We start from the raw sequence: 24,200 nt of genomic DNA on the forward strand, positions 1-24,200 counted from the left end.
GGCGTTCGGATTCAGGCGCTCATCGCCAGCGGCGGTCGTGTCCGGCCGCCGATGAGCTGGCCGTAGAGCTGGGTCAGGGCCTCGAAGGTGGCGTCCCAGCCGTGGCGTGTCTCGGCCCTGCGACGCGCCGCTCTCGAGATCTCCGCGACATCTCGGGCGAACAGGGCCTCGATCGCCTCGGCGAGGCCGGCCGGCTCGACATTCTCCGCCGGTTGGCCCACGGAGGCGTCGATGAGCTCGCCCACGCCGCCCTGGCGGGAGCCGACCACCGGCAGGCCGGAGGCCATGGCTTCCAGGACGAAGAGGCCGAATATCTCGTTCTCGTTGGCGTGCAGCGCCGCGTCGCACGAGGCGAGGATGCCGGCCAGCTTCACCGGGTCACGCTCGAAGTCGAGGCTGACGACGCTGGGCGACCAGCTCTGGTCCTTGCCGGCGCCGACCAGCAGCAGCTTGTAGGGATCGCCGAGCCGCTCCACCGCGGCGACCATGGAGTCGATGTTCTTCTCCCGCGCCGGACGGCCCGCGAACACCAGCAGCCGGGTCTCGGGCGGCAGGTCCAGCCGCTTGAGCAGCCGGGCGCGGTCGCCCCGCGAGGGGTTGAACAATGCGGTGTCGACGCCGAGCTGCTGGATCGACATCCGCGTCACGCCGGCGTCGGCGAGGCGCGCGGCCATATGCCGGCTGGGCGCCACCACGTGGTCGAAGCGCTGGTAGGCCTGGGCCCAGAAGCTGAAAGTGGGCGCCTCGGCCCACTCGCCGAAGTGCAGGGCCGCCAGGGCCGCCGCGTCGGTGTGGCAGAAGCCGACCACGGGCACGCCCAGCGCCTCTCCCGCGTACAGCGCGGCATGGCCGGGCACGAAGACATCGCCAGCCTCGATCACGTCGGGCTCCAACAGGCGCAGCACGGCCTCCCACTTGGTCAGGCTGGCCGGCATCCGGTAGCCGTTGCCAAAGGGCAGGCGCGCGGCCGCTATGGTCACCACGCCGTCGGCTTCCGCGCGCGTGCGGGCGCCCGGCACCACGAGGCTGTGGCGGACGTCGGGACGCCGCCGGGCCAGCCAGGCGCGCTTGGCCGTCAGGTAGCGCTTCACGCCGCCTGACTGCGGCGCATACATCATCGTGGTGTCGACGAGGTGGAAGCCGCCGTCCGGCGGTTCGGCCACGTTGGCGGCCGCTTCCGGCTCGAGACGGATGAGTTTGGCGTACCGGGGGGCGGAGGCGTCGAACACGCGGCCAGATCTCCGTGCGAGGATGCTGTCGGCGGCGGCTGTGAACAGGCGGGCTGACTCAGGCGGCTGCACGACCTTGGCCTTGAGGGCCTTGAGGGTCGCGCGCCGAGGGGGGCGTCTCTTCCAGATCCTGGCCAGGGGTCCCGCCCTTCGTTCGATGCAGGGGCATACTAGCGGCCCCAGGCGTCATGTCATCGCCTACGGCGGCGCTTTCAAGGCCCCTCGGTCGCAATGAAGTCATGGAACCCCTCCGCGCGAGACCTCCCGCAGGCGTCTAACCCGCAGGCCCCGGCGAAGTTGCGTCAGCGCGGATCGTAAGCGCGTGCGACCTCGGGGCGGGCGGCCACGTCGGGCAGAAAGGCCGGCTCCCGCCGCGCCCGGGTCGCCTGTTCGAACGCGAAGCCCAGGGCCAGCAGCCGCGCCTCCGACCAGGCCGGGCCCAGGAACGAGAGCCCCACGGGCAGGCCGCTCACATGGCCGGCGGGGACGGTCAGGTGCGGGTAGCCCGAGACGGCCGGCAGCCGGGAGGGCGATCCGAAGAAGGGGCCGCCGTTCACCGGGTCGACGATGGACGGCGGGCCGCCGCTGGGGGCGACGATGGCGTCCAGTCGGTTCTCCGCCAGCATCCGGTCCAGCGCCTCGCGGGCGAGCCGGTTCGCCGTGGCGCGCTTCTCCTGGTAGGTCGGATCGGTGAGGGGCGGCTTGGCCGCCGTCTGGTCGAGGATCTCCTGGCCGAACAGGGCCGTCTCGCGCGGCTCGGCCTTGTTGAAGGCGATCAGGTCGTCGAGAGAGCGCGTCTTCACGGCGACAGGCGTCGACGCCAGGTAGGCGTTCAGCGCCGCCTTGAACTCCGTGCGAAGCGTGTCGCCTTCCAACTCGGCGATCTTGCCCATGACGGCGTCGTCCGGTCCCTTGATCTCCACCACCTCGGCCCCCTGGGCGCGGAGGGCGGCGACAGCCTCGTCGAACACCTTGTCCGCCCCCGGCGAGCGGCCCCGCCAATGGTGCCAGATCCCGATCCGCGCCCCCTTGAGCGCATCGCGGCTCAGGGCCTTCAGATAGTCGGCCTTCCTCGCATCGGCGTCCTTCGTCGCCGGGTCCAGCGGATCGGTCCCGGCGATGGCGGTCAGCACGGCGGCGGTGTCCGCCACGGTGCGGGTCATGGGACCGGCGGTGTCCTGGTCGGGTGAGATCGGCACGATGTAGGCGCGGGACACCAGGCCCACGGTCGGTTTCAGGCCAACGACGCCATTCATGGCGGCCGGACAGGTGACCGAGCCGTCCGTCTCGGTGCCCAACGCCGCCGCCGCAAGACCGGCGGCCACCGCCGCGCCGGATCCCGAGGAGGAGCCGCAGGCGGTTCGGTCGAGGGAGTACGGGTTGCGCACGAGGCCGCCTACGGCGCTCCAGCCGCTGATCGACCGCGTGGAGCGGAAGTTGGCCCATTCCGAGAGGTTGGTCTTGCCGAGGATCACTGCGCCGGCGTCGGTCAGGCGCTTGACGACCGGGGCGTCGCGGCCGGTGACATTGGCCGCCAGGGCCAGCGAGCCCGCCGTCGTCGCCGTCCCGTCAGCGGACTCGATATTGTCCTTCAGCAGGATCGGGACGCCGTGCAGCGGCCCGCGGACCTTGCCGGCGCGCCGTTCCGCGTCCAGCCGGCGTGCGTCGGCCAGCGCATGGCTGTTGAGGGCCAGCACGGCGTTCAACTTGGGGCCGGCGCGGTCGATGCGCTCTATGCGCTCGAGATAGGCGCGGACAAGCTGCTCGGAGGTGACGCGGCCGTCGCTCATGGCCGCCTGCTGTTCCCCGGCGGAGGCGTAGGGGCTGAGGGGTTGGGCGAGGCCGGGGCCGGCGAGCGCGAGCGCTCCGGCGAGAACAGCGGCCTTCAGCATGCGACGCTCCCAAAGAACCCATTGGCGAGCCCGGTTGTATCGTGGCTCGGGCGCGACGCCACGCGGCAATCCCGGGGCGCTCAAGCGGCGGCGGCGCGGGCGTCGTCCCACGGCGTCAGGACACCAAGCTGCCGCAGCCGGGCGAACATCCGATGAATGTTGGAGAGGTTGTCCTGGACGATGCGGGCGAGAACCCGCCGGGACTCTGCCGAAGCGGTGGCCACGAGCCCCTTTTGCCCCCGAACGCATAGGCCCGCGGCCTCGAGGCTCACAGCGTACCGGCGGCAGGTCTCGGGCGAGATGCCGAGGCGCTCGGCGAGCAGGCCGGTCCGGATCGGCGTGCCATGCGTGGCCGGCTCCAACGCCCATTGGGCCAGCGCTTCTGGATTAAGGCCTTCCGTGTTCGCGCGGGCGATCCCCCCCAGCACGAGGGCGCTGATCACGTCTCCCGCAAAGGCGACGAGGTCGCCGATCGCACGGAGCATGTATTCGGCGAACGCCCGGTTCGTGACGCGGACCGGCGCGTCCGACACGGGGCGCGGCGCGCCGGCCTCGGGCCCCGCCAGGACACCGGCGTCCAGCAGGTCGGCGTAGAAGCGGCCGATCCGCTGGTGGCGGTCCAGCATGATGCCGATGTAGGCCGGATCGACAACGCTGGTCGGAGTCGCGAAGACGCCACGTTCCCCGTGCGCGAGGGTCCCGTTCCGGACGAGGCCACGTACGCGCCGGCGAACGGTCTCGAAGGGCATTCCAAGGGAGTGGGCTATGGCGCTCACGCTCACCGGCCGGCGCAGTTCGGGCGGCGCCGGCGCGTCGATCGTCGCATAGGCAAGCTCCAGGTCACGGTTCCGGAGCATGGGCGTCACATTGGCGGTAAGCACGGCGGTGAACAGCAGCGCGTCGATGAGGTCGTGGCTCCGCCGGCTGCGGCCGATCCTCTCGACGTCCAGGATCAGCTCCAGCGACAGGGCGGCCGCCCGCCAGGCGAGGGCGTCGTGGTCCGTGGGCGTAACGACGGCCGGCCGGGCCGGCGGATCCAGGAGCTGCATGGAACGCATACTTCAGGGTGTTACGCCGGGCCCCTTCAGACGCTCGACAACGGCGGCGTCGAGCTGGCTGTCGCGGCCGGCAGGCGTCTCAACGAGCCCGCGTTCGACGTGCATGTCCACCGGCCGGGGGTTGAGCTTGACCATTCCAAGGGCGACGCCGTCGGGAGAAGGGCGCCTATAGCAGGCCGACGCCCTGCCAGACGGCCAGGGCGACGACGAGGACGCCGACGATCCAGGTCAGCATCCTGAGCGGCAGCACCTTGGTCATCCACCCCGCCACCGGCGCGGCGATCATGCCGCCGGCGATCAGGCCCGCCAGCGACCAGAGCAGGTCGCGCAGGCCTGCCGTCTCCCAGTGGCCGGTCAGCAGGGCGCTCAGGAAGGCGGCTGAAGTCGCGGCGGCGACGAACACCTCGGCGGTGTTGGTGGTGCCGATGGCCTTTCGTGGATCGGCGCCGGCGCCCATCAGCGAACTGGTCACCACGGGACCCCAGCCGCCGCCGCCGATGGCGTCGAAGAAGCCGCCGACCAGGCCGAGGGGCAGGGGGGATCGCCAGGAGAACACCTTGGGCCGCGCCTGACGCCAGGCGCGGTAGAGGATCACGAGGCCCATCAGGAACAGCCAGGCGACCACGAACGGCTTCACCGCCTCGCCCGGTACCGACGTCAGCACATAGGCGCCGAGGATTCCGCCCGCGACGCCGCCGCCCGCCAGCAACGCCAGCAGCTTCCAGTCCACGTTTCGGTAGACGATGTGGGAGAGGCCTGACGCCAGGCCCGTGAACACCTTGGCGGCGTGGACGCTGGCGGAGGCGTTGGCCGGAGTGACCCCGAAGCTCAGCAGCACGGAGGTCGAAATGACGCCATAGGCCATGCCCAGGGCGCCATCGACGAGCTGCGCCGCGAAGCCGACGGCGGCGAAGAGCCAGAAATCCGGATCCATCGGCGCGGCCTTAGGGCCAAGCTGATGGGCGGGCCAGCCCAGAATCTCTCACGTCTGCGTCAGAAGACTTGGGCCGGCCGGCAGGAACGTCAGTCCTTGGCGCGTTCCTGGTAGCTGCCGTCCTCGGTGAGGATGACGATCTTGGTGCCCGGGCCGATGTACGGCGGGATCATGGTGCGCAGGCCGTTCGACAGCACGGCCGGCTTGTACGACGACGAGGCGGTCTGGCCCTTCACGGACGGTTCGGTCTCGACGACCTCGAACACGGCGGTCCGCGGCAGCTCGATGGCGATCGGCACGCCCTCATGGGTCGATAGCTGAACCGTGCAGCCGTCCGTGAGGTACGGCGCGGCGTCGCCCACCATCTCCTCGGACGCCACGACCTGCTCGTAGGTCTCGGGGTTCATGAAGTGGAACCCTTCGCCGTCCTGGTAGAGGAAGGTGTAGGAGCGGTCGTCGACGATGGCGCGCTCGACGGTCTCGGTGGTCCGCCAGCGTTCCGAAATCTTCACGCCGTCCGAGATGCGACGCATGTTGAGCTGGGTGACGGGCGTGCCCTTGCCGGGATGGATGTTCTCGGCGGTCAGGACGACGTAGAGCTTGCCCTCGAGATCGACGACATTGCCCTTGCGCAGCGAGCTGGCGGAGACTTTCACGGGTGGTCCTCGGTGATGCGGCGGACCGCTGGCGCGATTCCGCTGATGAAATTCTTGTGGCGCCCCTATAGCGATGTGCGCCGAAATCTCCAGCCCCCAGCGTCGTCGCAGCCGTGTCCCGATCCCCTGAAACGCCCTGGTGGAGTCCACTTCGCCGGCCCGACCGCCGCCCGTTCCTGGAGGCGCGGGGCCGGATCACCCGCGCCGCGCGCCGCTGGCTGGAGGACGAGGGGCTTACCGAGGTGGAGACGGCGGCCCTGCAGGTCTCGCCCGGCAACGAGGCCCACCTGCACGCCTTCGCGACCCAGGCCCTGACCACGGCCGGCGAGCCATCGCCCATGTATCTCCATACCTCCCCGGAGTTCGCCTGCAAGAAGCTGCTGGCCTCGGGCGAGACGGCCATCTTCACCCTGGCGAAGGTGTGGCGGAACCGCGAGCGGGGGCCGCTGCATCATCCCGAGTTCACGATGCTGGAATGGTATCGGGCGGGCGCGCCTTACGAGGTGCTGATGGATGACTGCGCCGCACTGCTGCGGCTGGCGGCCGAGGCGGCGGGGACGCGGAGCCTGAGCTGGCGGGGCTCCACCGCGGATCCTTTCGCGGATCCGGAGCGGCTGACGGTGGCGGAGGCGTTCGAGCGCCACGCGGGCGTCGATCTGTTCGGCGACCTCTACGGCCAGGCGCGGGCGATCGGGATCAGGCTTGCCGAGGACGACACCTGGGCGGACGTCTTCAGCCGGATCATCGTGGAGAAGGTGGAGCCAAACCTGGGCCACGGGCGTTGTACGATACTGTGCGAATACCCAGCCTCAGAGGCCGCCCTTGCCCGGCCCAAGCCCTCGGATCCCCGCGTCGCCGAACGCTTCGAACTCTATGCCTGCGGGGTGGAGCTGGCGAACTGCTTTGGCGAGCTGACCGATCCGGCCGAGCAGCGGCGGCGTTTCGAGATCGAGATGGCCGAGAAGCAGCGGGTCTACGGCGAGCGTTATCCGATCGACGAGGATTTCCTGGCCGCGCTGGCGCTGATGTCTCCGGCCAGCGGCGGCGCTCTCGGCTTCGACCGGCTGGTGATGCTGGCCACGGGCGCGGCCAGGATCGACCAGGTGCTGTGGACGCCGGTCGCCTGACAACCGCAGCGCGAACTTGACTTTGCGGCGCCGGTCCGGACCCCTGTCGTCCGTGGTGAGACAACGACTACCCGCAGCGTTGCCTTATTTCGTCGTCCCCAGCCTGGTGCTGCTGGTGGGCGTATGCGCCACGCTGCTGATTTCCTTCCTGTTCCTGCGGGGCGCGGATAGCCGCGACCAGGAACGCATGCGCCTTCAGGCCGACCTCGCCGTCAGCGCCCTGCAGGAACGGATGGAGGCGCACAGCGCCCTCCTGCGCGGAACTGCGGGGCTGTTCGCCGGGAGCGACGAGGTCGACGCCCGCGAATTCGACGCCTACGTGGCTCAGCTCGGACTCGGTACGCGCTATCCGGGGGTGCTGGGGATCGGGTACGCGGCGCGGGGGGCGGACGAGGCCGGCCGGGCGCAGATCGAGGCGTCGATGCGGCGCCAGGGTTTTCCGGACTTCCGCGTCTGGCCAGCCACGCCACGGGACGTCTACACCAGCATCGTCTATCTCTCCCCGATGAACGCGCGGAACGCGGCGGCGATCGGGTACGACATGTTCACCGAGCCGTATCGCCGCGAGGCGATGGCCCGGGCCGCGACGACCGGCCAGCTCGCGGCCTCGGCCCGCGTGGAGCTCGTGCAGGAGATCGACGCGGATAAGCAGCCCGGGTTCCTCATGTACCTGCCGGTCCGGCGGGACGCAGACCAGACGCCGCTTGCCGGCTTCGTCTACAGCCCGCTGCGCGCGCACGATCTCCTTGAGACCGTCTTCCCCCGGCGGCCGGACCGGCTGATGGACGTGACGATCTATGACGGGGCCGCGCGCCGCGAGAACCGGCTCTATGGAACGGACGGGCCCGACGAACCGGACGCCCGGCTGAGGACCACGCGCCAGGTCGACATCGGGGGGCGGACCTGGACCCTCGCCTTCGCCGCCCGACCTGCGTTCGAGGCGGGCAGCAACCGGTCGCTGGCCTGGTGGTCGGCGGCGGCCGGCGCGATCGTCACCCTGGCCCTGACGCTCGCCGTCCTCGCCCAGGCGCGGGGCGCCATCCATGCCGAGCATGCGCGGGCCGAGCTGCGGGACGTGAACGCCAGCCTGGAAGACCGGGTCGAGGCGCGGACCCGCGAGCTGCGCGAGGAGATGGGCCGGCGGGAGGCGGCCGAGGACCAGATCCGCCAGATGCAGAAGATGGAGGCGATCGGGCAGCTCTCGGGCGGGATCGCCCACGACTTCAACAACATGCTGGCGATCGTCATCGGCAGCCTCGACATGGCGAGGCGGCGGCTCGCCGGCGGCGAGGACCCCCGGGTCATCCGCTATCTCGACAACGCCGCCGAGGGCGCGCGGCGGGCGGCGGTGCTGACCGGCCGGCTGCTGGCCTTCGCCCGGCGGCAGCAGCTCAGCCCCGAGCCCGTGGATCCGAACCGGCTCGTGAACGGCATGGCCGAGCTTCTCCAGCGCGCCCTGGGGGAGCGGGTGGAAATCCGCACCACGCTCGCCGAAGGCCTGTGGCCGGTGCACGCCGACGCCGCCGAACTGGAGAACGCGCTGCTGAATCTGGCGGTCAACGCCCGCGACGCGATGCCCGAGGGCGGCCGGCTGTCGATCGAGACGTCCAACATTCCCGCGTCGGGTGATGGCGGGCCCGCGGGGCTGCCGCCCGGGGACTTTGTGGCGATCCGCGTGGCCGACACGGGGGTCGGGATGAGCCCGGAGGTGATGGCCCGCGCCTTCGAGCCGTTCTTCACGACGAAGGCGGTGGGCAAGGGGACCGGCCTCGGCCTGTCGCAGGTCTATGGCTTCGTGCGCCAGTCCGGAGGCGAGGTGACCTTCCATTCCGCTCCGGGGGAAGGCGCGTGCGTGACGATCCTGCTGCCACGGTGGACGGGCGAGGCGCTGGTCCGCGAGGCGCGGCCGGCGCTCGAGGGCGCGCCGCTCCGGGCCGTGGAAGGAGAGGCGGTGCTCGTCGTGGAGGACGAGGCGGACGTGCGGCGCCTCTCGGTCGAGACCCTGCGAGAGCTTGGCTATCAGGTCTTCGAGGCCGAGGACGCCGGGCAGGCGCTTGAGATGCTGCCCGGCCTCTCCCGCCTGGACCTGTTGTTCACCGATATCGTGATGCCGGGCCTGAACGGCTTCCAGCTTGCCCAGCGGGCGCGCACCCTCAGGCCCGACCTGCGGGTGCTGTTCACCACGGGGTACGCCCACGGCGCGGCGACCGACGCCCAGGCGGCGATGACGGACTCGATGACCCTCGCCAAGCCCTTCTCGCTGGACCAGCTCGCCCGCAAGGTGCGGGAGGCCCTGGACGGTGGCGTGACCGACCGCGCGCGGTAGCGGGACAAGCCGTCGCGGTTGCCGCCGGCGCGCCGGGGCGCCATACGCCCGCGGCCATGTCCACTCGAACCCTGCGAACGGCGGCGGCGCTCTGCGAGCGCCTGGACACGCCCGAGGCTCTGCCGGCGCTGGAGCGGGTGGCGGCGCGGTATGCCGTCGCCATCACCCCGGCCATGATGGCGCGGATCGGTCATGCGGAAGATTCCATCGGTCGCCAGTTCGTGCCGACGGCCGCCGAACTGATCCAGACGCCGGAAGAGCGGGCGGACCCCATCGGTGACGATGCGCACAGCCCCGTCGAGGGGATCGTGCACCGGTATCCCGACCGGGTGCTGCTGAAGGCCAACCACGCCTGCGCCGTCTACTGCCGCTTCTGCTTCCGTCGGGAGATGGTGGGACCCGAGGGCGAGCGCCCGCTATCCAGCGCGCAGCTCGACGCCGCCATGGCCTATGTGGCGGGGCGGCCGCGGATCTGGGAGGTGATCGTCACGGGCGGCGATCCGCTGATCCTGTCGCCGCGCCGCCTGGCCGATCTCATGACGCGGCTGGCGGGGATCGAGCACGTGAAGGTGGCGCGCTTCCACACCCGCGTGCCGGCGGTCGATCCGGACCGGGTGACCGCCGAGCTGGTCTCCAGTCTGAAAGCGCCTGGAAAGACCACCTGGGTCGCGCTGCACGCCAATCACCCCGACGAGCTGACGCCCGCCGCCGCCGCGGCCTGCGACCGGATCATCGACGCCGGCATCCCAATGGTCAGCCAGACCGTGCTGTTGAAGGGCGTGAACGACCGCGCCGAGGTGCTGGAGGCCCTGATGCGTCGGTTCGTTGAGCTGCGGATCAAGCCCTACTACCTGCACCACCCGGACCTGGCGCCGGGCACGGGCCATTTCCGGATGCCCCTTGCCGAGGGGCAGGCTCTGATGCGCGACCTTCGTGGTCGGGTGTCCGGGCTTTGCCAGCCGACCTATGTGCTCGACATCCCCGGCGGCCACGGAAAGTCACCCGTCGGGCCTGTCTACGTCACGGACGACGGTGTCATGGACCCGCAGGGACAGGTTCACGCCTACCCCCCGGCAAGCTGAGCCGCTGTGGCCCGCAGGTGACAGTCCGACTGTCACCGGTCAGGCCCGGATCGACAGCGGGGACCCTCGACGCCAGATGTGCGTTCATCCAAGGGACAGCTACGGACGTAGAATGTCCGCGAACAAGCATGAGAAGAGGCCGGGTAAAGACATGGGCGCGTATGGGTTGCGGGGCGGACGTTTGGGACGCTGCCTGGCCTTGGCCCTGGCCGCGCCCCTGGCCTTGGGAAGCGCCACCGCTCAGCCGACCGCGCCGGTTCTGCCGCTGCCGCCTGCCGCCTCACCGGTTCCCCCGCCGCCCCCGCCGCCCGTTGAGATCGCGGCGCTTTCCGCCGACCAGGTCCAGACGGCGCTGAAGGTCCTCGCCGTCGCCGACCAGCACGGGCTGCAGCCGAAGGATTACCTGCCCGCCGGCCTGCCGCAGGATGGCGCGCTATCGGCGGCCCAGAACGAGGCGCTGACCGAGGGGCTGCTGCGCTACGCGCACGACGTCCGGATCGGGCGGATGGACCCCGACAAGTTCCCCGAGCTCTGGCAGGTGCGTCCGGCCGCGTATGACCCGTCCGCCGATCTGGCCAAGGCGCTGGCGGACGGCCGCCTGCAGGCCTGGCTGGACAGCCTGCCGCCCCGCTACTCCGGCTACGTCGCCCTGAAGCGCGGTCTGGCCCGCTATCGCGACATCGCGGCCAAGGGCGGGTGGAAGGCGATCCCCGAGGGCGGCAAGCTCGAGCTGGGGTCCGCCGACGCGCGCGTGCCGGCCCTTCGCGCGCGTCTGGCCGCCGAGGACCCGCAGGTGGTCGCCACCGGGTCTGCGACGTTCGACAAGCCCCTGGAGGAGGCCGTGATCCGGGCCCAGCGCCGCTATGGCCTGAAGCCGGACGGCGTCGTCGGCGCCGGCACTCTGTCCTATCTGAACCAGCCGGTGGGCCAGCGGGTCCTGCAGATCATCGCCAACATGGAGCGCTGGCGCTGGCTTCCCCCCACCATGCCGGCCACGCGCGTGCAGGTGAATTCGGGCGCGGCCATCGTCACCCTGTTCCAGGACGACAAGCCGGTGCTGTCGATGAAGGCCGTGTCGGGGAAGAAGGGCGACGAGACCCCGATGCTGGTCTCCTCGATCCACAGTGTGGTGATCAATCCGCCTTGGAACGTGCCCACCCGCATCGCCAACGAGGAACTCTGGCCCAAGGAGCGGGCGAATCCCGGCTATCTGGAGCGCAACGGCTACCGGGTCATTCCGGTCGCGGGCGGTCAGCCCCGCCTCCAGCAGGCGTCCGGCGACTCCAGCGCCCTCGGGCGGTTCAAGTTCGACTTCGACAACCCCTTCGCCGTCTACCTGCACGACACCCCGTCGAAGGGCGGCTTCGACCGCTATGCCCGCCAGGCCAGCCACGGCTGCGTGCGTATCGAGAAGCCGCGCGCGCTGGCCGACGCCCTGCTTGCCGGGGATGCGACCTGGACGCCCGAGGCCGTGGACCGTCAGCTCGAAGGGGACAAGACGGTACGGGCCCGCCTGTCGAAGCAGGTGCCGGTCTACATTCTCTACTGGACCGCTTTCGCGGGCGCGGACGGGCAGATGCACTTCCGCTCCGACCCGTATAACTGGGACCGGGAGCTGCTTCAGCGCGTGGGCGCGCTGGCGAGCGGCGTTAAGGCCTGAGGGGGCGATCGATGCTGAAGAAGGTCCTGTGGATCGCGGCGGCGTGCGCCGCCGTGCTGCTCGCGCTGGCGGTCAGCCGGACTCTCAATTTCACCGGTGGCGCGCCCCCGGCGAGGCCTGTCGAGGAGGCGCCGGCCGCCGATCAGGCCGCCACGCCCGCGGTCGCCACCAATCCCGCGCCGCCCGTCCAGGAAGCTGCGCCCATAGCGGCGCCGACGCCCGACGAGCTGCAGGTGCAGGAGGACGCCGCGGCGACCGGGATGACGACGATGGAGCCGGCTGAGCCTACGCCCGCCGAAGATCCGCCGACCTGAGGTCAGGACCCTCGCCACTGGCGCACGCGGCCAGTGTCGACGTGGACGAAATTGGAGACCGGATAGAAGCCGACCCCGCCGGCCCCGACGGCGATGGCGGCATCGCGCAGGTGGGTGAGCTGTACGCCCTCCATCCGCACGTCGATGGCCTTGCCGAGGGTATGCTGGCTGTTCTGGGCCACGCCCTTTGACCGCGAGTGCAGCATCGCGTTGGTGCGCGGGGAGCGGTAGCCGGAGATGATCTGGAACGGCTTGCGGGCCTCCAGCTTTCCGCTGATGGCGTGGAGGGCGTCGAACAGGCCCGGGTCGATGAAGTGCTGGTCGCCGGTGCGCCAGTCGCGCATCACGCGGTTGGCCTCCGCCAGCGCATCGGGAATGTAGCTCCCGTTGGCGAAATAGACGTCGTTGAACGCATCGCCGGTGTGCAGGTTCTTGAGGATCGCCCGGCGCGGCTCCCAGACGTCGAGGTTCCGGGCCCACGCGGGGGCGGCGATGGTGGCGAGGCCGGCAGCCGCGCCAAAGGTCAGCAGCTCTCTGCGGCGGACGAGGTTGGGCAACGGAAAGCGCCTCCAGGCCGTCGTTAGGGAGCCCGCAGATTGGCGGGGCAATCCTTAACGTCAACCCTACCGAGGCCAGGTGCGACGAGCTGCCGCCGGCTGCCTGCCGATCGGGCAGGCGGGAAATCCCGCTCGCCCGTCGGTCCGTCCGTCAGTTCTTCAGGACGTCTCGCGCAGCGTCTTTCAGGGCCCCCACGCCCTTCTGGACCTTGCCTTCCACCCGATCGGCCGCGCCTTCGGCCTCCAACCGTTCATCGCCCGTGGCGCGGCCGGCGGCCTCCTTGATCGAGCCCTTGATGTCCTTGGCGGCGCCCTTGGCTTCGTCCTTGTGCATCGTGCTGTTCCTCTCGTGTCTTGGATCGAGAGGAGTACGCGGGGCCAGGAGTGGGGTTCCTACGCCGCAGCTTTGGCCGTGCGCTCCAGCAGGCTCACGAACGCCGAGGTGGCCGAGCGCCGGGCGTCGGTGTCGCCCATCATCCGCCGGGCGTCCATGTAGCCCATGGCGAAGCTCTTCATCTGGAAATAGGCGGCTTGGGCCTCGGTCTCGGTGAGAGGCGGCTCGCGCAGGTCGACGAACTGGTTCACCAGCGTCCGACGCCACCGTTTCAGGCTGTGCTGCAGGAGGTCCCGCACCGGGCCGGGCTGGTCGTCCAGCTCGACGCTGAAGGCGATGATCGGGCAGCCGCTCTCGCTCCAGACCATGTCCTCCCAGTCCAGCCAGCACTCGAACACCTTCTCCAGGCGCTCGCGCGCGGTGGGCAGGTCCGCCGCAGGGGTCCAGGTGTGGGCCGTGAAGCGCTCCATGACGTTCTCGACGACGGCGACCTGCATCGCCTCCTTCGAATCGAAGTGCTTGAACAGGCCGCTTTTCGACAGGCCGACGGCCTCGGCCACGTCGGCCAGACTGACGGCGGTGAGCCCTCGCTGAGCCGCCAGGCGGGCGGCCTCATCGACGATCCGCGCCCGTGTCGCTTCACCCTTGCGCAAAAGCCAAGCCTCCCCGCTTGACAAAGTGACCGATCGTGCCCTTTTTATGGCGTAAGCGACCGGTCGTGCTCTTTTCTACCCAAAGGATCACGAGAATGCAAAACTTCAAGTGTGTGCGTGCGTTCGCCGTGGCCGCGGCGGTTTTCGCGTCGGGGGCGGCCTATGCCCAGACGGCGGGCTACCGTGGCGAGGCGACGCTCAAGAGTCCTGCCGCGGCCCCTGCTGAGGCGGTCATCGCCGGCGCGGCGTGGCGCTGCGAGGGCGAGTTGTGCCAGGGCGCTGCGCCGCGCAAGGGCAACCTCGATGGCGTGGTGCGCGAGTGCAAGAAGGTGGTCGCGGTGGTCGGCACCGTCGCCAGCTATCGCAGCGGCGGCCGCGAGCTCACCGACGGCCAGCTCCGGGCCTGCAACAAGGCCGCGCCGCAGATGCTGACGGCCCAGAAGTAACCCGTTCCTCCCCTCGACGCGGCCATACGCCTTCTCCGGCCGGATTGGGGGACACTGCGCGGGAGGGGACCGGAGGCTCCTCCCGCGCCTTTTCGACCCAGAAGGCCTCGAACATTGCGCCGGGCCCGCGCCGCCGCTATCTCCGCGCCTCGAACCCCCGATACCTTGAGAGCGAGCGCGGACGCCCCATGGCGCAGCAGTACATCTTCCAGATGCAGGGCCTGACCAAGGCCTATCCCGGCGGCAAGAAGGTGTTCGAGAACATCTGGCTGTCGTTCTACTCCGACGCCAAGATCGGCGTCGTCGGCGTGAACGGCTCGGGTAAGTCGACCCTGCTGAAGATCATGGCCGGGATCGACAAGGAGTTCTCGGGCGAGGCCAAGGCCGCCGATGGCGTGAAGATGGGCTACCTCGAGCAGGAGCCCCAGCTCGACGAGCAGCTCAACGTCTGGGGCAACGTCATCTCGTGGTGCGAAGAGAAGAAGATCTTCGATCGCTACAACGAAGTCGCCACCCTGATGGGCGAGGATTACTCCGACGAGCTCATGGAGGAGATGACCGCCCTCCAGGAGAAGCTGGACGCGGGCGACCTCTGGGACATCGACAGCCGCATCGAAATGGCGATGGACGCCCTGCGCTGCCCGCCCAACGACTGGCCGGTCGACAAGCTGTCTGGCGGTGAGAAGCGCCGCGTCGCCCTGGCCCGCCTGCTGCTCAGCAAGCCCGACATGCTGCTGCTGGACGAACCGACCAACCACCTGGACGCCGAGAGCGTCGCCTGGCTGCAGCACCACCTGGAAGCCTTCCCGGGCTGCGTGATCCTCGTCACCCACGACCGCTACTTCCTGGACCAGGTGACCAAGTGGACCCTGGAGCTCGATCGCGGCAAGGGCATCCCCTACGAGGGCAACTACTCGGGCTGGCTCGAGCAGAAGACCAAGCGGATCGTCCAGGAACAGTCCGAGAGCGAAGCCCGCCAGCGCGCCATGACCCGCGAACTGGAATGGGTGCGCTCCGGCGCGAAGGCCCGCCAGGCCAAGTCCAAGGCCCGCCTGGCGCGCTACGAGGAGATGGTGCTGGAGCAGGAAAACTCCCGCCAGGCCCAGACCTTCGCCGCCATCCAGATCCCGCCAGGTCCGCGCCTGGGCAATGTGGTGCTGGAGGCCGACGGGCTGTCCAAGGCCTATGGCGACAAGGTGCTGTTCGAGAATCTCAGCTTCAAGCTGCCGCCGAACGGCATCGTCGGCGTCATCGGGCCCAACGGCGCCGGCAAGTCGACCCTGTTCAAGATCATCACCGGCCAGGAGAAGCCGGACGCCGGCACGTTCCGCGTCGGCGAGACAGTGAAGCTGTCGTACGTCGACCAGAGCCGCGACGCGCTGGATCCGACCAAGACCGTCTGGCAGGAGATCTCCGGCGGTCTCGACGTGCTGGCGGTCGGCAAGCGCGAGATCAACACGCGCAGCTATGTCGGCTCGTTCAACTTCCGCGGCGGCGACCAGCAGAAGAAGGTCGGCCAGCTCTCGGGCGGTGAGCGCAACCGCGTCCACCTGGCCAAGACGCTGACCGAGGGCGGCAACGTCATCCTGCTCGACGAACCGACCAACGACCTCGACATCGAGACGCTGCAGAACCTGGAAGAGGCGCTGGAGGAGTTCGCGGGCTGCGCCGTGGTCATCAGCCACGACCGCTGGTTTCTGGACCGCCTGGCCACCCACATCCTGGCCTTCGAGGGCGACAGCCACGTGGAGTGGTTCGAGGGCAACTTCGAAGCCTACGAAGAGGACAAGAAGCGCCGCCTGGGCGCCGACAGCCTCATCCCCCACCGGATCAAGTTCCAGAAGTTCGGACGGTAGGCGTCTGCGGTTGAGTAACGGCCCAGCTTCGCGTTAGAGACGTGCTGGGTCGCGGCGTAATTGCACTCCTGCGCCCGTTGGGCGCAGGACATGCCGTATATCTCCGGGACCGACGCCGGCGAGACGCTGGTGGGCGGCGACGATGCCGACCAGATTCTTGGGCTGGGAGGTGACGACAGCCTCGTCGGCGGCGCGGGCAACGACCAGCTGACGGGCGGACCGGGTGTCGACACGCTCCTGGGCGGCGAAGGCGATGACCGGCTCCGGGACGATGATCTCTCGGGCCAGATGCTGGGCGGTCCCGGCTTCGACATCATCACGAGCTCTCAGTCATCGACCACTAGCGGCTCGCTTTTCATCGACGGCGGAGACGGGATCGATGTCGTCAGTATCAGCCGGCGCAGCGGCTCGGGCATGGCGACGATCCTCGGCGGAACGGGATCCGACGATCTGCGCCGCTACGGGGATTTGGGCGGACTGGTCGATGCGGGGGCTGGCGACGACGTCGTCGTAGTCGGCGACTCTCAGGCCAGTCGTCTGCGGCAGATGGTGACGATTACCTTGGGAGAAGGTGCGGACAGGTTCCGATATGACCTCCCCGTCGGCCACCCGGCGATCACGGTCACCGACTTTACCCCCGGCGATGCGGGCGATCGCCTCTTGATCGATCTGAGCATCTGGCTCTCGGGCTGGGACGGACAGCAGAACCCCTTCGCAGCCGGGTTTTTTCAACTCGTGCAGAGCGGCGGCGATACGATCCTGCGCATGGACTATGACGGCGCGGCGGGCGCCAGCGGCGTTTTCACCGACATCATCCGTCTCCAGAATGTTGAAGCCGGTACGCTGACGGCCTTCAACCTCTTCGACTGGGCTTCGAGCGGCGCCGTTCCCCCGCCGGCGGCAGGCAATACGCCCACCGAAGGCACTGACGAGCTGAGGGGATCAAATGGGCCTGACTCCATCGGCGGCTTGGGCGGATACGACCTCATAACCGGCGGCGCCGGCGCCGACACACTGGATGGCGGAGCCGGCAATGACGACGTCCAGGGAGACGAGGGAAGCGACAATATCCTCGGGGGTGCAGGCGACGACTATCTCTATGGGGATACGCCGTACGCGACGATCGGCGGCCATGACACGCTCTTTGGCGGAGACGGCCGAGATTCCTTGGATGGAGGGGTGGGCGACGACCAACTCTTCGGAGGAGCGGGCGACGACAAGATCATTGATACGGCCGGCTCCAACTATCTGCGCGGCGACGATGGAAACGACTCCATCGCCGGCGGCGCGGGTTTCGACGACATCAACGGCAACATGGGCGCGGACACCGCCTCAGGCGGTCTGGGCCAGGACTGGGTGGTCGGCGGGAAGGACAATGACCTGCTGTCCGGCGATGCCGGTAACGACCTTGTCTACGGCAACCTGGGGGCCGACACCTGCGAGGGCGGGGACGGGAACGACATCGTCCGCGGCGGGCAGGACAACGACAGCCTGAGCGGCGGTTCGGGCGACGACTACGTCTCGGGCGACAAGGGCGACGACACGGTCGCCGGCGGCGCGGGCGCCGATATCTTCCACACCTTCGGCGACGCCGGGATCGACCGGGTGCTGGACTTCAACCTGGCCCAGGGTGACCGGGTGCAGGTCGATCCCGGCACGCAGTACACGGTGACCCAGGTCGGCGCAGACACGGTCATCAGCATGACGGGCGGTGGGCAGATGGTGCTGGTGGGAGTCTCGATGGGCAGCCTGACGCCGGGCTGGATCTTCGGGGGCTGATCCTGGGGCGCTTGGCCATTGCGCCACGGCCTTCGCGAGGTCGAACAGGTCAAAGGAAAATCGCGGGCGTTCGGAGCGTACAAGACGCGCCGCCGGGGCACTGCCAGCCTCATCCCTAGGCAAGAAGTTCCAGTAATTCACCTGCGGGCCGCAACCTTGACTGTGTGAAGTCTTTTTGCGCTATTTCTGCGTGGGGGATCCATGATTGACAGTGCTGATGATATTGGCCTTGAGAGGGCCACGCTTCAGGTCGCCGGCGGCTATGTTCTCCCGATTGGCTCGACGCTTAGATTCAGCAATGAGACGGGAATAGTCGTCCAAGGCCCAGCGAGTAGCGTCGTTGATGTTCTAACTATCGCCGGGACTTTGCAGGTCTCATATGATCTGACCGTGTTCCATCGCGCGGTAGGTCTATCGGCGCTGAACATATATCCTGGAAACGCCACTGAAGTGGTGACTATCGAGCGGTCGGGAACCCTTGACGTGCGCTCGACCTCGGCTGGGTCCATGGGCGCTGCCGTCGGTTTCGTTGGCGAAGACAGCTACTCCCCAGACCTCATCAATCTCGGTTCGATACAAGTTACGGCTTCAGGTCGTGCTCAGGGCGTGCTCGGCTCGTCGCAGGGCGGCTGGTTCTTCGACAACAGGGGAACGGTGACAGTGACGTCGCTTGTGGGGAGCGCCTTTGGTGTCGAATTCAGTAGCAGTGGTGACATCGACAACAGCGGCTCAATCATCGCGACCGGCGCCTTGGGTGCACAAGGCGTCAGCATCTCGTCCTTCTCAGATGTAAGGCTTACGAATTCGGGGACAATTGTCGCCAAGCATTCGAGTGACGGTGGCGGATCGACAGGGGTGGCCTGGACGATTCGCTCTACGCCGTTGATCTTCCCGCCCTCGAACGTCTTCTCGAACAGCGGCTGGATCGAAGGCGACTACGCCCTGCGCGTCTTGAGCGATTTCCCGAATCCTAGGGCCTCGCCAGCCTTTGAGAATACCGGAACACTCGTTGGGAAGGTCGATCTTGGGGCCGAGGCGATGCGGTTCGTCAATTCCGGGCGCATCCAGGGTGACGTCTTACTCGGTGCTGGGCATGACACCTATGGCGGCGCCCAGGGCGTGACTGTGGGGCAGGTGTCCGGTGGGGACGGGGATGACTCGTTGGTTGGGGGCGCCGGGTTCGACAATCTTCAAGGCAACACAGGCGCGGACACCGCCTCAGGCGGCCTCGGCGACGACTGGGTCGTGGGGGGCAAAGACAACGACAGCCTGTCTGGCGACGCTGGAAACGACCTCGTCTACGGCAACCTCGGGGCCGACACCTGCGAGGGCGGGGACGGGAACGACATCGTCCGCGGCGGGCAGGACAACGACAGCCTGAGCGGCGGGTCGGGCGACGACTACGTCTCGGGCGACAAGGGCGACGACACGGTCGCCGGCGGCGCGGGCGCCGATATCTTCCACACCTTCGGCGACGCGGGGATCGATCGGGTGATCGACTTCAGCCTGGCGGACGGCGACCGCGTCCAGCTCGACCCGGGCACGCAGTACATGGTGGCCCAGGTCGGCGCGGACACGGTCATCAGCATGACGGGCGGCGGACAGATGGTCTTGGTGGGAGTCCAGATGGGCAACCTTACGTCGGGCTGGATCTTCGGGGCCTAAGCCGCAGGGCGGCGGGCGGCTAGGGCTTGGGGGGGGGAATATGGCGATCATCACGGGTACGGACTCTGCCGACACTCTTCGCGGTACGGCAGCCGATGACCGCATTGTCGGCAACGCGGGCAACGATCGGCTGGAGGGTGGGGGCGGCAACGACTTCATCGACGCCGGAGCCGGCAATGACACGATCTTGGCCACCGACACGTCGGGCAACACTCAGGTCAGCGTCGACGGCGGCGCGGGCGATGACTGCATCTATGTGGGCGGCCCCCTGACTGGGGGCGGAACTCAGTCAGCGACCGTTATCGCGGGAGCCGGCAACGACGAGATCAACCACCTGGGGCAGTTCGCAGGTGGCATCTACGACGGCGGCGATGGCGACGACGACTTCAGGATCAGCACCACGCAGGCAGCGGTCACCCTTCGCCTGGGTTCAGGCGGCCACGACATCGTCTACTACACGTCATACGCGGTGCCCTGGACGCGGGCTGTGCTTCGGGTCGAGCAGTTCCGCAGCGGCGACGGCGGCGATGAAATTCGCTTGGGATTGATAGAGATCCTCAAAGGCTGGGATCAGTCCAACCCATTCGCTGGCGGATATCTGCGCCTTTCTGCCGACGGGTTGGATACGCTCATCCAGGTTGATGAGGACGGCGGCGGCGACGGCTTTCAGGATTTTGTACGCCTCGTCGGGGTGGCGCCGGGGGAAGTCGTCGCGGCAAACCTCAATGGCTATTCGCCTGACGGGGCGGAGACGATCGGCAGGACGTTCGTCGGAACGTCGGTTCAGATCGGAAGCTGGGTCCAGATCGATGCGACGATAGGGGCGGACACGATAACGGGACAGGGCACGGCGGATCTTATCCTCGCCTATTCGGGCAATGACCTGATCTTCACGAACGCAGGCAACGACCGTGTTCATTCGGGTTATGGGGACGACACCGTCGGAGCTGGTTCGGGCAACGACACGATCATCGACCAATTCGGCTCCAACTATCTGCGCGGCGACGATGGAAACGATTCCATCGCCGGCGGCGCGGGTTTCGACGACATCAACGGCAACATGGGCGCGGACACCGCATCAGGCGGTCTGGGCCAGGACTGGGTGGTCGGCGGGAAGGACAATGACCTGCTGTCTGGCGACGCTGGAAACGACCTCGTCTACGGCAATCTCGGGGCCGACACCTGCGACGGGGGCGATGGAAACGACATTGTCCGCGGCGGGCAGGACAACGACAGCCTGAGCGGCGGCGCCGGCGACGACTACGTCTCGGGCGACAAGGGCGACGACACGGTCGCGGGAGGGGCGGGGGCTGACCTCTTCCACACGTTCGGCGACGCGGGGATCGATCGGGTGATCGACTTCAGCCTGGCGGACGGCGACCGCGTCCAGCTCGACCCGGGCACGCAATACACGGTGGCTCAGGTCGGCGCAGACACGGTGATCAGCATGACCGGCGGCGGCCAGATGGTGTTGGTGGGGGTGCAAATGTCCGCGCTCCCCCAGGGCTGGATTTTCGGCGCCTGAGCCGACGCGCTCGCGCCATGGGCGCGAATATCTCTCCCTGCGAGAAACGGTTGTGATCTCGTCAAGCTTGGCCTTAGGCTCGAGCGGGAGAGTTTGGGGGGCGTTCACGTGACATTCGCAGCCTGGGGCGCTGGCGTCCTCGCGCTGCGCACGGCGCTGCGCGGCCCGCCATCGGCGTTCAGGAGTCGGGCGTGCCCACATATCAGTTTGCGACCATCACCACGCCCGAGGCGGCGAGCTACAACGCCGCAACTGACGACCTTCAGTTCACAGGGGTAACGGGCGCGACCGCCACCAACATCATGGTCAGCGGCGCCTACACTCTGAGGATCATTTCGACGGGCGCCAGCGTCAACCTGGGCTTTGGCGCCCACCACGAGGTGCTCACGCTTCCAGACGGCTCGAAGCTGGTCTTCCCCACCGACGGCAAGTCGACCATCAGCGGCGGCGCGGCGGGAGACCACCTCTATGGCGGGCCGGAATCGGACGAACTGAACGGCCTTGGCGGCAGCGACAAGCTGGAGGGGGGGACCTTCGCGGACACGCTGAACGGCGGGTCCGGGCAGGACACGCTCGTGGGTGAGGCCGGCATCGACGTCTTCGTCTTCGCCCCCGGCGACAGCGGGATCCTGGAAGGCAAGATCGATGTGATCACCGACTGGTCCGGCGATGAGCGGCTGGCCTTCACGACGGTGGACGGTTCGACGTACGCGGAGGCAAGCGCGGCGACCTTCGCGGATGCGCTCAGCCTGGCCAACGGACAGATCGGGACTGGGGCCACCGACGTATTCGCCGTCGCGGTGGGCAACGACGTCATCGTCTTTGCTGACACGAGGGGCGACAATGGCGCGGTCGATGACGCCATCCTGCTGGCCGGCAGAGGGTTGGGCCAGATTTCAGCCGCCAACATCGTCCGCTACTCCGCGGGTCAGTCACCGAACCAGCCGTCTGCCGGAGGGGGCACGGCGGGCGCCGACACCCTCACCAGCACTGGCGGCGGCGCCATCAACGGCCTTGGCGGCGATGACAGTCTCGCCGGCAGGTACTCAGGCTTCGACACGCTCAGCGGCGGCGACGGCAATGACACGCTGGATGGCTTGGGCGATGACAACGTCCTGTATGGCGACGCCGGCGCCGACGTCATCATTTCCAACGGCAGCGGCGACACGATCTATCTGGGCGCCGGCGCCGACCTTGTCCGCATGCGAGGTGGTGGCCAGGCCGACTTCGAAGGGGATGAAGCGCGCATCGTCGATTGGTCGCCGACCGAAGACGCCATTCGCTTCCTGGTCGAGTCGGGGAACTACACCGAGACGACCGCTGGCACTTTCGCCGCCGCGCGCAGCGCCGCCAATGCGCTGGCGTTGCAGGGCTACACGATGGTGGCGGTCCAGGTCGGCGCGGACGTCATCGTGTTCGGCAATCCGTTCAGCGGCTCGCGAATGGATTCCGCGATCCGACTCGTGGACCGGACCCTGGACGACGTATCGAAGTACAATCTCGGTGTCTTCGACCCGCCGCCGCCTGTCGCGCCCGACGGCGTGCCAGCGGCCCCGAACCGGCCGACGGAAACCAGCATCGTCGTGGTCGGAAACGTGGATTCCCTGAACGTCGACGTTCTCGACGGCGATGATGTCGATGACGTGTCGCCGACCCGGATCGTACTGGACGGTCCCGGCATCGACATGACCTTCGGTGGCGCGGACTTCGGTGTGGGCGGGGACGGCGCGCTCGTCGGCCTGGTGACCAACCTGGCCATCCGGACGGGCGCACTGCAGATCAATGCGACCACCCCGGGCGCGTTCCTGAAGAGTCTGGTGGATGCGATCGACGCCGACGCAACGTCGGCCTTCCTCGCGATCGCGTTCGGAAGGAGCGACCATATCACCGGCAGCGCCGGCCCCGATCTGATCCGGGGGTACTTCGGCAGCGACGTGATCCACGGGAACGGCGGCGGCGACACGATCTATGCCGGCGACGGCAACGACGTTGTCTACGCCAGCAATCCCTCGTCGTCTGAGAGCGGCGGCGCGTCCTACCTGCGCGGTGACGCCGGCTCAGACTGGATCCGAGGTTCGTCGGGCTTCGACGACATCAACGGCAACGAGGGTAACGACACCGGAAGCGGCGGCGGTGGCGACGATTGGGTGGTCGGCGGCAAGGACAGCGACCGCCTGTTCGGGGAGTCCGGCAACGACCTGGTCTACGGAAACCTGGGCTCCGACACCTGCGATGGCGGCGAGGGAAACGACACGCTACGAGGCGGCCAGGATCGCGATGTTCTCTGGGGCGGGGCGGGCGACGACTATGTCTCCGGCGACAAGGGCGACGACACAGTCTCCGGCGGCGCCGGGGCCGACCTCTTCCACACGTTCGGGGACGCCGGAATCGACCGGGTGCTCGACTTCAACCTGTCGGAGGGCGATCGGGTGCTACTCGATCCAGGAACCCAGTACACGGTGGCCCAGGATGGAGCCGACACGGTCATCAGCATGACCGGCGGCGGGCAGATGGTGCTGGTCGGGGTGCAACTCGGCAGCCTGACGCCTGGGTGGATCTTCGGGGCCTAGCGGACCTGCGCAAGGAACGCGGCGACTTCCCGGTCGCTCCGAAGGCGGACGACGCGGGCGTGTGCGCCGTGCGCGGCGAGCGCGGCCTCGATCCGCGGGCGAACCTTGCGGTTGAAGGTGAGGATGAAGGCGTAGAAGGCGAGGTCGAGCTTCTCGTCGCAGCCCTCGGCCATGTCCGGCCGCCCGCCACGTCGATAGGTGAGCATCCGATGGATCGCGCGCCAGAGGCACAGAAGCGGCGGCAGGTCGATCCAGACGATGGTGTCCGCCCGCGCCATGCGCAGCGGTTGCGTGCCCGTGAAGTTGCCGTCGCAGATCCAGGAGTCGCCAGCCAGCGCCTCGGCCTGACGGGCGGCGAACGCGTCGTCGTCGGACTCCCGCCAGCCGGGCTTCCAGTAGAGCACGTCGAGGTGGATCACGGGCAGGTCCAGCGCCTCGCCCAGACGGCGAGCCAGGGTGGATTTGCCGCCTCCCGAATTGCCAATGATCGCGACGCGCCGCATGGGGCCTTATAGCCCGGACGCGGATATCGGCGGA

Annotated in this window: 21 protein-coding genes; 11 read left to right on the forward strand and 10 right to left on the reverse strand. The window is 68.6% G+C overall.

The genetic code is table 11. The features are described 5' to 3' along the window. Positions 1–11 precede the first annotated feature (11 nt). The 6 genes from DJ019_RS10950 to efp all read right to left on the reverse strand — a co-directional run bounded on the left by DJ019_RS10950 (position 12) and on the right by efp (position 5,769). Complete coding sequence (locus DJ019_RS10950; RefSeq protein ID WP_338066080.1) at positions 12–1,301, reverse strand: glycosyltransferase; 1,290 nt, start codon at positions 1,299–1,301, stop codon at positions 12–14. Between the two features lie 230 nt (positions 1,302–1,531). Beyond that, complete coding sequence (locus tag DJ019_RS10955) at positions 1,532–3,121, reverse strand: amidase (RefSeq protein WP_111276069.1); 1,590 nt, start codon at positions 3,119–3,121, stop codon at positions 1,532–1,534. 80 nt (positions 3,122–3,201) lie between these two features. After that, complete coding sequence (locus DJ019_RS10960; protein ID WP_111276070.1) at positions 3,202–4,170, reverse strand: hypothetical protein; 969 nt, start codon at positions 4,168–4,170, stop codon at positions 3,202–3,204. Positions 4,171–4,182: 12 nt separating this feature from the next. After that, complete coding sequence (locus tag DJ019_RS21545) at positions 4,183–4,314, reverse strand: hypothetical protein (protein ID WP_276310007.1); 132 nt, start codon at positions 4,312–4,314, stop codon at positions 4,183–4,185. 31 nt (positions 4,315–4,345) lie between these two features. Next, positions 4,346–5,113 (reverse strand): sulfite exporter TauE/SafE family protein, encoded by a 768-nt coding sequence (locus DJ019_RS10965; protein ID WP_111276071.1) that lies wholly within the window; start codon positions 5,111–5,113, stop codon positions 4,346–4,348. A gap of 89 nt (positions 5,114–5,202) precedes the next feature. Further along, on the reverse strand, positions 5,203–5,769 hold the full coding sequence (gene efp / locus DJ019_RS10970; RefSeq protein WP_111276072.1) for an elongation factor P: 567 nt from the start codon (positions 5,767–5,769) through the stop codon (positions 5,203–5,205). Positions 5,770–5,882: 113 nt separating this feature from the next. On the opposite strand from efp, the gene epmA reads away from it, so the two are divergent. The 5 genes from epmA (at position 5,883) to DJ019_RS20955 (ending at position 12,278) form a co-directional block, all read left to right on the forward strand. Next, complete coding sequence (epmA, locus tag DJ019_RS10975; RefSeq protein ID WP_111276073.1) at positions 5,883–6,896, forward strand: EF-P lysine aminoacylase EpmA; 1,014 nt, start codon at positions 5,883–5,885, stop codon at positions 6,894–6,896. Positions 6,897–6,975: 79 nt separating this feature from the next. Continuing rightward, on the forward strand, positions 6,976–9,222 hold the full coding sequence (locus tag DJ019_RS10980; RefSeq protein ID WP_111276074.1) for a CHASE domain-containing protein: 2,247 nt from the start codon (positions 6,976–6,978) through the stop codon (positions 9,220–9,222). 56 nt (positions 9,223–9,278) lie between these two features. Continuing rightward, complete coding sequence (locus DJ019_RS10985; protein WP_111276075.1) at positions 9,279–10,304, forward strand: lysine-2,3-aminomutase-like protein; 1,026 nt, start codon at positions 9,279–9,281, stop codon at positions 10,302–10,304. Positions 10,305–10,503: 199 nt separating this feature from the next. Continuing rightward, complete coding sequence (locus tag DJ019_RS10990) at positions 10,504–11,964, forward strand: L,D-transpeptidase family protein (RefSeq protein WP_240606445.1); 1,461 nt, start codon at positions 10,504–10,506, stop codon at positions 11,962–11,964. Between the two features lie 11 nt (positions 11,965–11,975). Next, positions 11,976–12,278, forward strand: a complete 303-nt coding sequence (locus DJ019_RS20955; protein ID WP_165843982.1) for a hypothetical protein — start codon at positions 11,976–11,978, stop codon at positions 12,276–12,278. A 2-nt stretch (positions 12,279–12,280) separates the two neighbouring features. On the opposite strand, the gene mepK is transcribed toward DJ019_RS20955, so the two are convergent. From mepK to DJ019_RS11005, 3 genes are all read right to left on the reverse strand, one after another. After that, positions 12,281–12,835 carry a peptidoglycan L,D-endopeptidase MepK gene (gene mepK / locus DJ019_RS10995; protein WP_111276077.1) on the reverse strand — a complete coding sequence of 185 codons (555 nt, stop codon included), beginning with the start codon at positions 12,833–12,835 and terminating at the stop codon, positions 12,281–12,283. Between the two features lie 151 nt (positions 12,836–12,986). Next, positions 12,987–13,169, reverse strand: coding sequence for a CsbD family protein (locus DJ019_RS11000; protein ID WP_111276078.1), 183 nt, complete (start codon positions 13,167–13,169; stop codon positions 12,987–12,989). Between the two features lie 59 nt (positions 13,170–13,228). Beyond that, positions 13,229–13,822 (reverse strand): TetR/AcrR family transcriptional regulator, encoded by a 594-nt coding sequence (locus tag DJ019_RS11005; protein WP_165843983.1) that lies wholly within the window; start codon positions 13,820–13,822, stop codon positions 13,229–13,231. A gap of 95 nt (positions 13,823–13,917) precedes the next feature. Here DJ019_RS11005 and DJ019_RS11010 point away from each other — a divergent pair, with 95 nt between their 5' ends. From DJ019_RS11010 to DJ019_RS11035, 6 genes are all read left to right on the forward strand, one after another. After that, complete coding sequence (locus tag DJ019_RS11010) at positions 13,918–14,268, forward strand: DUF8200 family protein (protein WP_111276080.1); 351 nt, start codon at positions 13,918–13,920, stop codon at positions 14,266–14,268. A 188-nt stretch (positions 14,269–14,456) separates the two neighbouring features. Continuing rightward, positions 14,457–16,124, forward strand: coding sequence for an energy-dependent translational throttle protein EttA (gene ettA / locus DJ019_RS11015; protein ID WP_111276081.1), 1,668 nt, complete (start codon positions 14,457–14,459; stop codon positions 16,122–16,124). 90 nt (positions 16,125–16,214) lie between these two features. Further along, on the forward strand, positions 16,215–17,903 hold the full coding sequence (locus tag DJ019_RS11020; protein WP_111276082.1) for a calcium-binding protein: 1,689 nt from the start codon (positions 16,215–16,217) through the stop codon (positions 17,901–17,903). Positions 17,904–18,104: 201 nt separating this feature from the next. Then, positions 18,105–19,568, forward strand: a complete 1,464-nt coding sequence (locus DJ019_RS21365; protein WP_240606446.1) for a calcium-binding protein — start codon at positions 18,105–18,107, stop codon at positions 19,566–19,568. 40 nt (positions 19,569–19,608) lie between these two features. After that, positions 19,609–21,093, forward strand: coding sequence for a calcium-binding protein (locus DJ019_RS11030; RefSeq protein ID WP_111276083.1), 1,485 nt, complete (start codon positions 19,609–19,611; stop codon positions 21,091–21,093). A 191-nt stretch (positions 21,094–21,284) separates the two neighbouring features. After that, a complete protein-coding gene (locus DJ019_RS11035; RefSeq protein WP_111276084.1) occupies positions 21,285–23,663 on the forward strand; it encodes a calcium-binding protein in 2,379 nt (792 codons plus the stop codon). Here DJ019_RS11035 and DJ019_RS11040 read toward each other — a convergent pair. After that, the gene (locus DJ019_RS11040) at positions 23,660–24,166 is read right to left on the reverse strand and encodes a P-loop NTPase family protein (protein WP_111276085.1); all 507 of its coding nucleotides are present in this window, start codon (positions 24,164–24,166) and stop codon (positions 23,660–23,662) included. The two genes, DJ019_RS11035 and DJ019_RS11040, sit on opposite strands and share 4 nt — an antisense overlap. Positions 24,167–24,200 lie beyond the last annotated feature (34 nt).

Origin of the sequence: Phenylobacterium kunshanense, from assembly GCF_003254525.1 — a bacterium.
GTDB classification, from domain to species: domain Bacteria; phylum Pseudomonadota; class Alphaproteobacteria; order Caulobacterales; family Caulobacteraceae; genus Phenylobacterium; species Phenylobacterium kunshanense.